Source organism: Halogeometricum sp. S1BR25-6 (genome assembly GCF_031624495.1).
GTDB classification, from domain to species: Archaea; Halobacteriota; Halobacteria; order Halobacteriales; family Haloferacaceae; genus Halogeometricum; species Halogeometricum salsisoli.
In genome coordinates this window covers 23,412-39,012 of sequence record NZ_JAMQOP010000005.1, presented here as the reverse complement: position 1 = coordinate 39,012, position 15,601 = coordinate 23,412, and the positions used below count along the sequence as shown (strand labels likewise).

Here is a 15,601-nt window from a genome sequence, read left to right as displayed (position 1 = left end):
AAACGACGAACAAAGTGAGAATCCGCTATATGGTCCTATGTGGGTGAAGCATACAAACTTCGATGGTGGATAAAACACCTGCTGAGAAGGTACCAGACGCTAAGGTTGTATCTCGCTTAGGATCCCTTCAAGATCAGTCTGGAGATCATCAAGACCTGTGGCTAACTCAGACGGAGACCACTCTATCATCCATTCAGTTTCTGCTCCAGTAAAGTAGAGCCGACCGTCGACATACCGAGATGGATCTTGTTGATGGAGAGCAAGGGCATACGCCCGAATTTGCGTTTCATAGTGTTCCGCCTTCTTCCTCAGCTGGTCGCCATTAACGGAGTCTGTCTTGTAGTCAACTACGATGTAGGAATCTGGAGTGACGAGTACACGATCAATGATCCCTACGATTGTCCCCAGATCATCCGCCAAAGTTAGCGTGAACGGTAATTCGCTGTATTGATGAATAACGTCGTACTCAGTAGTGAGTTCATCAACATAGGCAATCCCGCGGTCTGCATGACGGCGAACTTGCTCACGTTGCTGTTCGTCAAGCGTGAGCCCAGGTCGCTCTTCTTCGGCAATATTCTGTGCGACGGTGTCGCGTTGAGAGACAGGAGGTCGTAGTTCACACAGTCGATGGACGATCTCACCGAAGGTCGCTCCATCTAAGTCATCTTCACTGACTTCTGCCCTGGAAGAAGAGCTAATATCTCCACGATCACGTGGGTCCTCTGGGCGATCGAAGGTAACAACTCGGCGTGACTCATCAACCTCGAACGTGCCGTCGATAGCTGGATCGAACACATCAGCAAGTCCCGACGGTGTGAGTTTGAACGAGAGCGGTCGCTCGACAGGATCTGTAACTTCGATTTCGTAGGTTAGCTCTAGCTGTGGCCGATCGGTCTTCCAGTCGCGTGCCGGCTGATCGGGAAGCGAAAGACGGTACGTACTCTTCTTGAGGGACTCTATGATGGGATTTCCGACTGTGAGTTCAGAGAGATCGAGTCCATCAAAGAGGACTGGTTGGACGAACTCCCGCCAGGATTTCGGGTCTCTATCGCCGACGGTTTCGAGACCAGCGAGCCCCGCATTGGGCTCAACATTACTATCGAGGCTGTGAACACTCGACAGAAGTAAATGATCGCGTGCGCGGGTCATCGCTACGTAGAGCGTCCGTTTCTCTTCAGCGCGTTCCTCTGCACGACGCTGCCGTGCAAGCCCCTCACGAGCGATAGTCCATTGAGTGTCGTACCGTTCGTCTGGATCTGGACCCTTGATCCCGATTCCGGGTGTGCCGTTGATTGTCTCGAACTCGATCTTTCCATTAGCGATAGTCGCCTTATCCATAAACTCACGGTCAAGCCCTGGAACTGCGACGACGGGGAACTCATCCCCTTTCGCATCGTGGACGGTGAGTATCTGCACCCCCTCAGCTTCGCCCGTAATCTCTCCCTCTCCTTCCTTATCGTCCTGCTCGCGACGTTCCTGGATCTCGGAAACAAGCGTGGTGAGACTGGCGGAACCGTCCGTGCTCCATGAGCGGAGTTGATCTCGAAACTTCTCCACGTTCGCAACTGCCTGTTGTGGACGATCGCCAGCGCTAATGGAGATTAGATAGCCTGTGTCATCGATAATCTGGGTGAGGAGCTGACTCCACGAGTCGACAGTCGGTCCGTCTCCGTCGACACCGGCCGCCGAGCGCCACGACTGAATGAGAGACCTTGCCGTTACGAACTCTGGTTCGGTTGATGACTGTAATTGAGACCAGAGTGTTGTTTTCGGTTCAGCGAGTGCAGCGAGTTCCGAATCAGTGAATCCAAAGAGAGGAGATCGAAGGACACCATACAAGGCGATACTGTCGGACGGATTGGCGAGGATCTGAAGCAGATTATAGAGAGCAGTGATCTCAGGAGTGTCATAGAAGCCGATCCCCGACGAGACAGTATAGGGGATGTCGTATCGATCAAGAGCTCGTTCGAATCGCTTGAGATGCGTCCGTGTCCGAAGCAGGATTGCGACATCCGATGGTTCGACAAGGCGGACATCGCCTTTGTCGTACTCTGCAGTTCCTTCAGGCTCGTATACTTGCTGCCCAGACTCGAAGAGCGTGGTCAGACGGCTAGCGAGTGCTTCAGCTTCAAGATCTGCATCATGTTCCGGCTGTGCATCACGAAGGGGATGACCAGGCTCGAAGAGATCAGCACGGAGTGATTCATCGGTGGGGACAACGAGATACTCAACAAGTGAATCAAGTTGCTCTGGATCCTCCCGCTTAGCGTCTAATGGCTGTGGTGAGGCTTCGTACTCCGGTCCAGCCTCCTCAAAGACTTCATCGAAAAGATCATTGATAAACGAGAGAGAGTTCTGGAGCGTCCGGAAATTCTGTGAGAGCTGATCGTCCGCATTCGATTCGCTTGTCGTGGCGAGATTTTTTGAGTTTATGGTTTCGAGGAGCGTTGTGATCTCACCGAACTGAGTGACGTCAGCGTTACGGAAACGATAGATAGACTGCTTTTCGTCACCGACCACGAATACGTTCTGCGCGTCGAAGTCGGTTGAATCCGTGCTTGTGAGCAACCGAATCAGATCCCACTGTCGGGGGTCTGTATCCTGGAACTCGTCGACCATTACGAACTCAAACTGATCACAGAGTCGCTTTCGTGCCTCCTGGTGGTCCGGTGACTCAAGAAAGTCAATCGTGAACTGAACCTGGTCCGTATAATCAACGACGTTGCGTGCACGCTTCTCAGCACGATAGGTATCGGCCACTTCAAGATAAGTCGTTGCAAGTGCTGAAACAAGGGGATAGGCCAGTTCGTCGATTTCAATTGAAGACCGAAGGAGATTCTCTTCAGGATCGATCTGCTCAACGATCGTATTCATCGCCTCTTGGAAACGTTCTCGTTCTGCGTCTAGTCCGGTCCAATTACTGTCTGATCCTTCGAAATTGGAATCTGCGAGTAGATCACCTTTATACCCTGTAAAGTCATCACAGATCAACTGGATGAGTTCCTGTTTCTCTGCCAGTGGAGCACTCTTGTTCGGATAGCCAGCTGCCTCGAGGCGACGAAGGAGGTCTGTCAATGTCGACCAACCTTTATCACTGGTCTCTGCAACAGACGGCTGCGCTGCATGCAGACTCTGTAACTGGTCGACGGCATGGGCAAACCCATCGTCGAACAGAATTTCAGCCACCTCCTCTGCACCAAGCGGATGGAGTTCCTGCCGAATAGCTTCAAGATACGTCTCTTTATCGACCTCGCTCATCCACGTTGCCCATTCAGTGCTCTCAGGTCGCTTACTGAGCAAATCCGCAAATATAGACTGAAGCTCTCGTCGGCTGTAGTAGGGCGTGAGCTCCTGGATACCGTCGTGACGTTCGCGATCGAGATCTGCCAGTGTTCTAGCGGTTACCTCCTCAATGAGGCGTGCGGTCTCACCCTCATCTAGGGTCTCGAATCCAGGGTCAATACTGTCGACAGATAGGGCATGTTCGCGGAGGAAACGTGAGCAGATCCCATGAAGCGTGTTGATGTATCCCTCTTCGAGCGAGTTAGCAATGTCCAGCCATTGGTCGTAGAACTCTGAATCCGTCTCCAACTTCGCTGTAATCTCTTCGCGCACACTCTTTTGTAATTCGTTTGCAGCACGCCGAGTGAACGTGGTAACGAGAATTTCCGTCGGTGTAATTGGCTCGTCAGGATCCTCTTCGATCCCCCGCTCGAGCATTTTTATATACCGTTGCGTCAGGGTGGTTGTTTTGCCAGTTCCAGCACCGGCTGTAAGTGAGAGGTTTCGTTCAAGTGCCGTTGCAGCTTGCTGTTGCTGGGTCGTAAGATCGTTAAAGTCAACCATTTATTGCACCTCATCGGGATCCGTCGCGGAGTAATTCTCAAGTGAGAATTCGTCGTCTGTTGCTGCTTCCGGGAGATAGACCCCTACTCCGAGCTTCAGGGACTTTTCAATTCGATCAGAGCGATTGTAGTGACGAACATCGCAGACATCATTATAGGGGCAGTGTTCACAACCTGCAGCATCCTCAGAGAGGAACGTGGGTTGGAAATGTCCGTGTTCGAGTGCGTTCGTCAACGTCGCTAGTCGTGAAGTTGTGACGTGGTTAAGGAACTCTCTGAACTCTGCGTGCGTTTCGAACCCTGCAGACGAATACCGGAAGAGAGGGGTTGGTGAACCCTTTGCTCTAGGGTGTTTTGCGTGCTCCTCAGAGCCAATAACGCCTTTCGTATGTTTTGCAGCATTTGGTGGGCGAGCCTGATAGTATGCCCCACCAACTACCTCTGTCTCCTGATCACCATGCTCGGCGAGAAGCGCATAAATCGGAAGCTGGAATCGACGTCCCTTGAGAGTACTGTCTTGGTTGGGGACGTTATTATCGGATCCTGTCTTATAATCGCGAACAACTGCATGACCGTGTTCATCAACATCGATTCGGTCGATTTGCCCGGCAAGTGTAATCTCTGTCCCGTCTGGTGAAGTGACCGTCGCCGAAGTCCTACTGAGAAGGTCACCTTGATGGTCTCTGTCAGTACCAACGTCGGCTTCGAGCCATCTCGCTTTGACTGTTGTCCCTGTGTGGAGCTCTAACTCTTTTTTGAGGAATCGTTTCAGAACTCCCGTCATTTGACCGTCTTCTTCCAGGAGACCATAGTAATCGTTCGTCTCGGGATCACCAAGTCCAGCCGCAATCCGTTGAAGCAACCCGTTAGTGAAGGTGGTCTCATACGTTGGAATGTCATCCAGTGCAGCAGTGAACGACTCTAAAAGGAGTGACTCAAGATGACCATCTTCGAAGTCCGACTCGGAAACCGTCACTGGTTCATCCGCATTAGACCGGAGTGCCCGATAGAACCGATCGAACGTATTATGGATGAGTTTGCCGCGGTCTTTATAGTCTGGATCTAGTGAGATTGGGTCCGCGGGCTTATACTCCAAGACGTGGCTTAGATAGTACCGAAATCCGCAAGTAGCGTACGTCTCAAGCCGACTTGGACTATACGGCTCCCGAGTCGACGCTGGATGAAGCGTGTCGACTGCCGCCATATCAAGCTGACCGTCATATTCAGTTAGCTCGTCTCGTTGCCGTGCATGCGCACAGCTAAATCCGCGCTCAATCCGCACTTGATGGTCATCAGTGAATGTTGACGTCTCAGCGACTCTCTGAAGAAGCTCATCAGCGGTTAGATCCGGGCGATGACTGACGCTGGATGCGATGGATCGCTGAACATCTTCCCGATGAGCAATCTCGCTGGAAGTAATCGGCGTCGGGCCAGTATCAGTCACCGTCAACAACTCATCGAGAAACCTCGCCATGACATGTGGTCGTCCCTCATCATCACGTGCAGGCGTGGAGAGAACAGCCTCCTTACATCCGACGAGAAGCGTCGCAAGTCGATGTCGAGCAATAGCACTTCGATCTGGGTCCCTGAAGTCTGCATCCGCTTCCGCAAGCGATGCTCGATAGGAGAGTTGATCCGTCGTTGAAGGGAAATTGTCGGTTGTAAGACCTGGGACAAAGACGTAATCAAAGTCGCGGAGTCGTATCTCGGAGAGGTCTACAATTCCGACAGCCCCGGTTGTCGATTCTTGAACGGTGACCGACTGATCAGAGAGTGCACGCTCAATCCACGTTACTGGTTCAGTGTCTCCGACTTCGACTGTGTTGGCAACACACCTGAGAGATTGCCGAACCTGCTCAAAGCACTGAAGTGCCTGTTGTTCACGTGACCGACGAGAACTCGAGAGCGAGGTATCGCTGAGATGTTCTGGGTCAGTGATGGCGATCTCATCGAGAACATCATTGAGTGACGTAAGAGTCTCATCGAGCGTCTGTCTTGGAATGTCTGCGAGTCGAGTGCAGAGCTCTTCGATGTGGGCTGCGGTCTCATTTGGGAACCGCTCGAGTGCAAGCTCCAACGATGGCAACGGGAGCCGATCTGCAATTTGCTGTACTGCTATGTGGTCGATCTCAGTTTCCGCTAAGCCAGTAAAAAGCGGATTAGAGAATAAGTTGCGTAGTGTATCCAGCGCTGACGGATTCTCGATGAGTGAGAGAACATCGAAAAGGAGATTCCCAGCTGCAGTCTCTGAAAGGGGAACTTGAATATTGAGTCCGTATGGAATCTCGTGTAGATCCAGGAGTTCGATTAGTTCCTGAGAGTATTGTTCAGCGCTAGGAAGAACAATACCAATATCCTCGGGGTTACTGCCGTCAGCGAGTTGACTACGAACACGTTTCGTAAGCCGCCGCAGTTCGATGCGTCGTGTTTCTGGCTCTAAAACAGAGATATGTGATGGGAGAGCTTCAGTATCCGGAGTCTGTCGGTTAAAGAGTGACCGAAGGACGTCGATGGTATGTGTTCTCGAGTGAGTCGTCTGCGGGATATACTCGACGGAGAACTCTAATTCATCGTAAACACGTGCCGCTCGCTGCATCCCAGCATCAAGCCCAGTCTGGTAGTCGTCGATTGTAAAGTGCTCACCACACTCTGTTTCTCTCGAACTAATCGTCGGGAGGATAACGTAGACTGACCATTGGTCAGCAAGCGTTTCAAGTAGAACGCGCTCAACTCGTGTATAGATAGTACTCCCGTCAAGAACAATTGCGTCGACCGCTGGGAACGCTTCATGGAGCGTACGAGGATTTGCAGCGACATCACGGAGACGCTCAGACGCAAAGTCTCTCTCAGGAACAACAGTATTGCGAACGTCAATCACTGCATCGACAAATCCGGCAACTTCTTCGGCTTCTTCCTCGAGACCGAGATCAGCGAACCGGGCTCGGACATCAGTTGCCGAGAACAATTCAGCATACTCGAGTAGGGTGAAGAAATTCGAAACCTCGTCACAGAATCCACTACTTGGAGTACTCGTTCTCCCAGCAAACCGATTGTTAGAGATGTCTAAGTTGGTGACTGCAACCTCTACAAGGCGGTTTAGAGTTGCCCGGTCGATATGTTGACTGGCAGTACGATATTCCACACGTTGGAGCGTGGTCTCTACGAGCTGGTCGAACGACGTCTGATAGAGAGCCATCGATGGACCGAACTGTTCCCACCGTTCACGGACAGTGTCACGCCGGTCAAGTCGCGGCGATATATGAAGGATACTCTGTGGAAGGCCTGACGAATCAGCTGCTGCTGCTTCCATAGCAGCACGTTCAGCAGCAGCCGGGTCGGGTCCAGCAAAAACGATACTGTTGCTCACAGAGATGAATGTAGTTTCAATCTACATGATGATTTCGGTTAGTACGGTTCAGGGAAAGTTAGGCTATTGAGCTCTTAGTTCTGCAATTACCGTCATGAACGTCGCCGTACTCATCTGTCGAGGAGGTCAGAGGGTGTTTGATTGCCATTTTGGGAATCCTTCACCTCTGCAAGATCGTAGTTCAGGACAAGCTGTTCGGTAACTGCTGTCTGTCGACTCTTGTTATCATGTCCCATCTGCCATCGGTGTCCGCTAATGTCTGCTAATCGGCTGTGGTCGAACTCACCATGGCGGTGAAGACTCGTCTATGATCACGATCCATAAGCAGCGATGTCTATCAATAGTTTTTACCTCTATCTCGTCCAGTCTCTGATAATGACTGAAGGAGAGTTTGGGCTCTTTGCTTCGACTCCAGAAGCAGTGTTCTATTTGGTGTCGGACAACGAGGCAGTTGACGACCTCTTGCGGGAGAAATCAGCCGTTTTAGATGAACAACCGGGTGTACAAACGACACTTAGTCTCGAACAATTAGCCGAACCGACTCTATTTGATTCTCTGCTGAAGCAAGGAAAAGTCGGCTCACGATGGGGAAAGGACCTCTCAGACACGTACCGTGACTACCTCCAAGATCGAATCGAGCAGGTCAACGAGAGTGTCCTCGAAAACGAGTTTGAGTCACAGTTTAGGCGGTATAATGCTGATCCATACGAATCTGCAGTTCTCGGCGATCCAATGACTATCGGGATCGACCTGACTGAGCAAATCCAAAAAGCGATCGATCAGTGGGATGAACACCAATTCACGCGTGACGATCTCGCTGCTGCAGTCGGTATTGCCGCCCGAAATCAAGAAATTAGTGACCGAGACACGTACGGCGGGATCATCTTCACAGCCACAGAGCCCCTTTCAGACATCAAACAGAGTCAATCATTCCTCCGAGCGAGCCGAAATCTCCAGCAACTCCTCCTCATGGGTCTTGATGTCGCACTTGTCGCCCCCGTCGGGGGCCCTGACGAAGAGACAATCGTGGAAAACGTGTTTCGGAGTGTTGGCTCATTCTCCATTGAATCTGTCGCAGGTGGCCAGTTCGACGTCGATGAAGAAATTGTAGCTGCTGTCGACGAATGGTATGATCGGCTCCGATATGATGTTGCTGACAACCGTGTTGTTGAGAAGGTAGTCCGTCCAGCAAGTGTGACAGCATATGATCTCCCCGATGAGCTCTGGGCACGTCATTTCAAGAACTCTGTCATTGGGGGGTTGCAGAGGGCTTACTCAAAGAAGTCATTCAACCAGAAGCGCTTTGATGAATTATGGGAGCAGCGAATTAGCTCACACCCAAACTACGATAAGTACCGATCTCGGCGTAGCTCATTCCCTGAAGTCAAAGTGACGCGAAAAGACGATGAGAGCAACCATGAGTTCCGTCTTCACCACGAAGGGCCATCGGCCAAGCCGTACGTTTGTAATCTCCCTGCACGAACCTCTACTCCGGAAGAGGAGTTAATTGATTGGATAGAACGGTTCCTTGATGCAGAACCTGTTTCGGAGCAACGGTGGCAAGAGCTTACAAAAGTATTCAGTAAGCTTAGTGGGTCTCTGGGGACTACCTCAGACTCGCTTGTCGAGAATGCACTCCTCCACCGACACCGACGTCGGCAGAATCTTTCTCCTCTCATTCCTCCGTCTGAGATACGCAGCGAGACGGGGAAACAGAAGATAACCGGCGCGAAGTACGAGGAGGAGTGGTACGATGAACACTGGTCAGCCATCCTTTCTGATTACAAGATAACGAAGCAAGGAGGCGTTGGTGCGATTGAACGTAAACAAGATCTACAGCACTCGCTTGATCCAGAAGATCCTGCTGACGAAGCGCTGTACTATAAACTTGAACGCGACATTGAGAACGCGTGGGAGCACTACTGTAACGGAGTAATTGAGGAGCTCCGTCAAAGCGTCACTAATGATCAAAATCTGTCAATTAAACGTCAAGAGACTCGATCCGGTCAAGAGATCACAATCACCATCGAACCGGATAGCCGACAGACGCGAACGGTAGTAATTGAGACTCTCCTCCCTTACAGTGAGGTCTACGTCAATGATTCCCGTGTCCGTGCAGCCACCATAACAAATACTGTAAGCGCAGTAATCGACCACCTTGGGACAAACACCCAGGTGCAACAAACCGAAGTCTCCCGAGAAAACAAAGTGGATCTCCTCTTCGCGACCACGGAAGCATATCTTGATGTCGCCGAATTCGGGCAGGGAGATCTCGTTTACTTCGATGATATAATTGAATTTAGCCTCGCGTTACCGAATATCGAGCGCGTATTCAATACCCCTGAGCAAGATGTCGAAGCTGAGATTAGAGAACTGCTGGGAACTGAGCAGTACATGTCCCGTTTGCGTGAATGGGACGTCTCGTTCCATCGAAAGGGAAGCGACCAGCATGGAAGTGTGAAAGTTCAGGGTGACAGATATATTGCGATGGAGTTACAAGAGCCGTTATAGTAACATAAGGACAATGTCGCTTGAAGATGCTGATGACTCTCATCAAGTCGATCAAGACACTGCCATCGATATCCTGACGAGGATTCAGCAAGGGGTGCCCCCGAACCCGGAGCACATCAAATACATCCGTGTCGGAAGAGAGGAAGAAGAACGGCGAATTTGTGAAAAGCCAACTGAGAGCCTTCAGAGTGTCAAGCGCGGAAGTGGACAGATCTTCTTTGTCCTTGGTGACTTCGGATACGGCAAATCCTTTTTCATCAATCTAATAGCCGATCGAGCGAGCGAGGTAGGATTTATTCGGTCCGAGTTTGACATCCAAGATCTGGAGACTATCTCTGATAAAGGTGAACTCTACAAAGGAATCGTACAAAACATCAGATATCCTGATGAGAAAGGGAAGGGAGTTACTCCACTTCTCCGAAAATTCTGTGAGAATGTTTCTCGGAATGACTTCGATCGCGTTGCGTCTGAGCGCGGTTTTTTCGGACATTCGATTCACCGTATCCTACGGAATTTACTCGACGCCTGGGCAACAGGGCATCTCCATGTTAAACAAGAAGATGTCACCCTAGATCGGGTTGAAGTGTTGAGTGCTGTGAGCGGTTACCTACAGGGAGAGGATATCTCACTTGAGGAGCTTCACGCAATCGGTAAGAAAGGATTCGACAACGTAACGAAAGAAAATGAGTATGAGTATCTCCGTCATCTTCGTTCTCTCGCACTTGAGTTAGGATACAGCGGGTTCGTTATTCTCATTGATGAGGCAGCTGAACAGCTCGAATGGAATCCAGATTCGGAGACTACTCAGCGGCTAATTGATCTCTATAATAAGTGCTATCAGAAGGGCCAATTCGAACATATGATGTTCGTTTTCGTAGGAAACGAAGAGAAGTGGAACTCTCTTATTGATGAGGCGGGGCATCAGGCTCTCCAGGATCGGTATCGAGCCAAGAAGCTCGTCTTGAGTAAACTGACGGAGGAGGACTATGAGGAATTGGTTTCAAAGGTGACGGACCTAATCAATGTGGCATATGGCCAATCGTCGTCACTCAGTAAGAAGGAGATCAGTGAAATCGTTGAAGACGCAGCAGACAACCATAATGGAATAAACGAACTAAGTCCACGTCGACTGCTCTTAACTCCAGAGGGAAGAGAGGAATCACGGACGCTTGTTGACGTAATCGAATCTCGATTAATGTAGAACCACTCCTATTCCCGTATTGCGAACGGAAAAGAGAGGATTTCGTCATGGAAACCTCTGCAGAAGTTGGTGTCATTCATCATACAAATTCCAATAAGAATATTAGGTATGAATTATCCTATTCTAGATAGATGAGTGTCTATCTGGAGACGTGCTCGGAATGCAGCAGCAGAGTTGTTAGCGGTGCAATATACTGTCCACATTGTCTAATCGATCGAGTCGAAGTCCGAGAGGAGTGGCTCTCAACGTCTGGAAAGGGTGCAGAGAATCCCATCCTCAGTCACTCGTTAGTCCCAGAACATCGAGTCGTACCAGAGGAACGAGTCACGCAACTCTGCAGAGAATACTCGATCGAGCGGACAGATCTTCCACTAATTAAAGAAAGTGATCCTGCAATCCAGCATCTGACCTGCGGAGTAGGCGATGTCATTGAGATAATTCGTGATAGCAGAACCACAGACACTGCCCGGAATTACCGTTTAGTAATCTCTAGATCCGGCAATCTCAACGGTAGTGCAGCCAATGCAGAGTGGCGAAATCCTGCTGGACCAACCGAACAGACATATTCACAGGAGTCAGCGCTTAGCGACGAACAAGCTCTTCATATCGTTGAGAATCTCCGGGCACACATTCCACCATCCCAACCAGGAACGTGCCGGCAAATTGCTGTTGATCGCGAAACAGATATCGAAACTGCAATCGAGAAGATCCAGTCAGCAGATCCGTATACATTTGTTGAGGGAGAACTCGGGTATGGAAAATCATTCTTCGTGCATTGGGTTCGTGACGAGGTACTCCCATGGAGCGCTGTCAGCCTGATTGATATTGATGATGAAACCAATTTCTTGAACCGGGAATCACTTGTAGAGGCTTTCCGGACGAATTTGCAGACTCCTCGCTCTTATGATCACTCAAATTACGCGAATGGACTGGATGAACTATGGGATACGACTCTCCGGAAAGTAGCAGATCTCTGTGCTGCTAGTTATGAAGGCCAAGGATTCGAGGTTCGAGAGGATCGAATGAAGACTTCTCTCGAACTAGCTGCACAAGATATCCTTTCAGAAGCGGACGTACCCCAAGCAGTCATCGACGAGGTGGCAGGAACTGCAAGGAAGTATTTCAACACTAGCCATCAAAGTCTGAGCCAAACCCTCCTTGATGAGATCGGTTCTTCTGAAGCAATGGACGTGATTGGAATCATGAGTTCACTTGCGCGCATCAATGGATATCGAGTAATGCTCGGTGTCGACGAACTAGAGAAATCCGTTCGTACGGAGGATCACTTCAAAGCAATTGACGACTTCCTCGACGACCTTCCGGGGAACGTCTGTTTGTTCGTTACAGGAACTCCGGAGCTCCTAGAAGGTGGAGAGGAAGGAAATGCACTACGAGAGACTTACCGGCCGCTTTATGAGCGAAGTGTGGAGAACCGAATTTTACTTGATAGTCCTAGTAGGGAAGACTTGATCGAGTTCTCAAAGCGGATTGTTGATCTCGAGGAACAAGCTCTTGATTCACCAATCGATCGTGAGTACGCTACTGCGATCGAGGAATTAGGCGGCTTCGAAAAGGCAGCAGACCTATTCCTTGAGCAGAAATCTCCCGCATTCCGAGCATATCTCGACTACTTGGAGCAGCAATAGTTCCTCCAAAAATAGAGTGCGCTGATGTGTGATCCTCCAACGAGTTTCAGAGTAGTCCTCCTCTGCAGCCTCAATCACAGTTATCGTGAATCAGAAAATGGAGATAGCAGAAACCGTTTTCTAAAGACTAAATGAATGTAATAATCGGTGGAACTTCATCGGATGGCAGAAGACGGACTAACACAACTCAGAAGCGACGAACTGAGCAGCGAAGCCACCATCGAAAACTGGCTAAGCAAAGGACCGGGCATTACAATCGGCGGTATCGACATCTTCCTCGTCCACCAACAAGGACATACCGACCAAGGGCAGAGATATGATCTCATTGGAGTAGACAAGAAAGGAAACACAGTTACTCTCGAACTCAAACACAACCGAAGCCCGCGGAAAATGGTCGCACAAGCCGTCGAGTACGCCAGCGACCACCACCAGTGGGAACAACCCTACGCAACACTTGAACACAAATTCCAGAGCTATATTGGACGCACAGACTCACTGCGGAAAGCTCACGCAGACTATTTCGACCTTGACAACCCACGGCCTGAAACTGCGTTCAACAACGATCAAAAAATCATTCTGCTCGCAGGGCGGTTCTCCGACCGTGTTCTAAGCGTAGCCCGATACCTGCAGGACAAAGATCACAGTATATTCTGCATAGAATATAGCGTGTACTCAGAGGAAGAATCTCGGATTCTAACTACACGGAACGTACTGACCGAAGACTCAGAAACCGGTCATTCAGAAACAGATGGAAAGCCCAGCCCCGATCCGAAGTATCGGACACCAACCTTCCAACGTGTCTTCGATCAAATCCAGGCTGAGGTTGTCGACGAATTAGGAGGAGGTACAATAGATGACCCTACGGAGCTTCTGAATAAACTGATGGAGGATCTGAATAGTTTAGCTCTGGTGTCTCACCACCCCAATGGTTCATCCGATCACTTAGATGACGACGAACAATTCGCATTCAGCTTCAACGTATTGCCTACAAGAGGGATTCTAAGAATCTCCGTACAACGCAGATACGACGAAGTCACTGAAGAGATACTGAAAAGCTACCAAGATGAGGTTAGATCGGACTTTGAGTACAAGAGCGGAATCTACCGCACTATACTCAAAGAAGCAGATATCGATTCTGCGGTGGCCGGAATCAACTGGGACACCACAACACCTGAGAAAATCGCAGATGCAGTGTTAGCTGATGAAACAGTGAACCAGTACATCGAAGAATACGTTGAAATGATCAAGCTTTGGCATCCCCGTATCGTCGAGGCATATCCAGAAGCCCTGGCAGAGTACAACAGCGAACAACTGGCCGACTGATTACCGTTAGAGCTGCCGTGTTGCAGTGACCGACAGAGAAATAACGCTGTTCTCAGTGGTCTGCGGATAATCACTGCTCTCCGGTTCTGATGACACAAAGAGCATTTCAGGGGGCTCATGAGCACCCTTCCCTCGTCACCGATTGCGTTCTGTATACTCATTCCCTAAGTCCATGACCGAAAATGAATCATAGTCAGGATGATAATCCGGATTGGGAGGCTCTGAAAGCGGTATTCCAAGTCCTTCAGAGTCGTTCTCAGCAAAAGGACTGGCATCAGGATCATATAGATATTCGTCACCAAAACAATATTTTTCACCTAAAAACTCGGGGATATCCCAGCTCCCATTCCACTTCCCGTCAGAGTCAGGTCCCTCATTAACAGCCATTCCATCTGGGCAGGTCGCCTTCTTCTCCTCATAATTGAGTTCACAGAAGGCGAAGACTCGATCACCAGGAAGCTTGTTGACCATGACTCGAACCCGGTTCTCGATCTTTTTTGCATCAGCCTCATCATCACATGGAATAATCCCCAAGAGATGTTGTGGCTTGAAAGCACCAGTGAAATTCGCTCCACAACCATCTAAATGACGCAAGAACCGCTGTATTTTCGTCTTATCCCCGTTGTACTTACGGTATTTGAGTTCCGTCATTCCTACATAGACAAGCCTGTCCACATCAAACACGCGATCAAACCAATTTGGAATTCCGACGTTTTCTTCCTTGAAGAAGTTTTCATATATCTCTCTTTTAGATTCCTCTGCTGGTTCGCACTGAATAATATAAGTTAGATAACTGGGCTCTTTCCTAAGGGACTTATATTCTAACACAATCTTCTGCAAGTACTTTTTCAGTTCATCACCTTTTTTATGACTCTCGCGATAGATAGCACCTCTTCTATTCTTTGGATAGAGATCCTGTATGCTTTTGATATCTGATCTCTCTTTGATATCCTCAAAATGGAAGAATTCATCAAAGGGATCTGTCGGGTAATGCGGCTCTGAATCGGTAGACACCATAGTTCTCTGCTCTGTCCCGTACACAGACCAATATTAAGAATATTGTCATCAGGAAACTATCTCTAAGCACCGACTTGGAGTTCAACCTTACCGACACTGACTATCAAAACAAGTTTGGGAACCCAGAGAAGTCAGCATAGGTTCGGTTGCTCTTAGCTCCAGTACTCAGGCTGTAGATACACAACAAACGCTTCACTAGTTATCCCCGTCCAATCCCAGCTACTCTGTCCATCAACATCGTCAGGCTGCTCAACTTCGACTTCTCCCTTAGAAGGCTCACTAAGTCGTGCTCAGGCGGCCAACTATCCGGTACATCACTCAAACTCTTGGTACGTCTTTACCACGTTCTGCTCAGCTCCAGCTAACGACTGCGAGTCACCGAGCACGGATTCAATGATTTGCCGGATACGGAAGCGTACCGATTCCGCTGTCCCACTACTAGCTCTCATCTGCGTCTGATAGCGTGCTCTGCTCCACGTACTGACGGCCGTAATCCGCTACCTCAATAACAGGATCAACCTCAATACCACGTCGAGATCGAACCAGAGACAAAGCATCATCGAACGACCGATCCCCTGCTAAAGCAACAGTCATCGACGCCACCGACACACTACGACTGAAACCCTTCTCATGTTGTAGTCCTCGTGGCTGCCTACGTACAGTTGGTTCACTGACTAGGTTGAGCATACTC

The 15,601-nt window shown here is 49.7% G+C and carries 6 protein-coding genes and 1 pseudogene; 4 read left to right on the top strand and 3 right to left on the bottom strand.

What is annotated here, in order from left to right; all coding sequences use genetic code 11:
* Positions 1-99 precede the first annotated feature (99 nt).
* A complete protein-coding gene (locus tag NDI76_RS19425) occupies positions 100-3,846 on the bottom strand; it encodes a UvrD-helicase domain-containing protein (protein WP_310925833.1) in 3,747 nt (1,248 codons plus the stop codon).
* Positions 3,847-7,212 (bottom strand): PD-(D/E)XK nuclease family protein, encoded by a 3,366-nt coding sequence (locus NDI76_RS19420; RefSeq protein WP_310925832.1) that lies wholly within the window; start codon positions 7,210-7,212, stop codon positions 3,847-3,849. It abuts the gene before it with no gap.
* Positions 7,213-7,587: 375 nt separating this feature from the next.
* Between NDI76_RS19420 and NDI76_RS19415 the strand changes: the two genes are divergently transcribed.
* From NDI76_RS19415 to NDI76_RS19400, 4 genes and pseudogenes are all read left to right on the top strand, one after another.
* Positions 7,588-9,723, top strand: coding sequence for a hypothetical protein (locus tag NDI76_RS19415; RefSeq protein WP_310925831.1), 2,136 nt, complete (start codon positions 7,588-7,590; stop codon positions 9,721-9,723).
* A gap of 13 nt (positions 9,724-9,736) precedes the next feature.
* On the top strand, positions 9,737-10,924 hold the full coding sequence (locus NDI76_RS19410) for a BREX system ATP-binding domain-containing protein (protein ID WP_310925830.1): 1,188 nt from the start codon (positions 9,737-9,739) through the stop codon (positions 10,922-10,924).
* Positions 10,925-11,196: 272 nt separating this feature from the next.
* A pseudogene (locus NDI76_RS19405) lies at positions 11,197-11,412 on the top strand (DNA-directed RNA polymerase subunit H); the annotation flags it as partial.
* Positions 11,413-12,732: 1,320 nt separating this feature from the next.
* Entirely contained in the window at positions 12,733-13,893 is a 1,161-nt protein-coding gene (locus NDI76_RS19400; protein WP_310925829.1) for a hypothetical protein, read from the top strand.
* Between the two features lie 135 nt (positions 13,894-14,028).
* Here the strand turns inward: NDI76_RS19400 and NDI76_RS19395 are convergent, their stop codons facing one another.
* Positions 14,029-14,934, bottom strand: a complete 906-nt coding sequence (locus tag NDI76_RS19395) for a hypothetical protein (protein ID WP_310925828.1) — start codon at positions 14,932-14,934, stop codon at positions 14,029-14,031.
* Positions 14,935-15,601 lie beyond the last annotated feature (667 nt).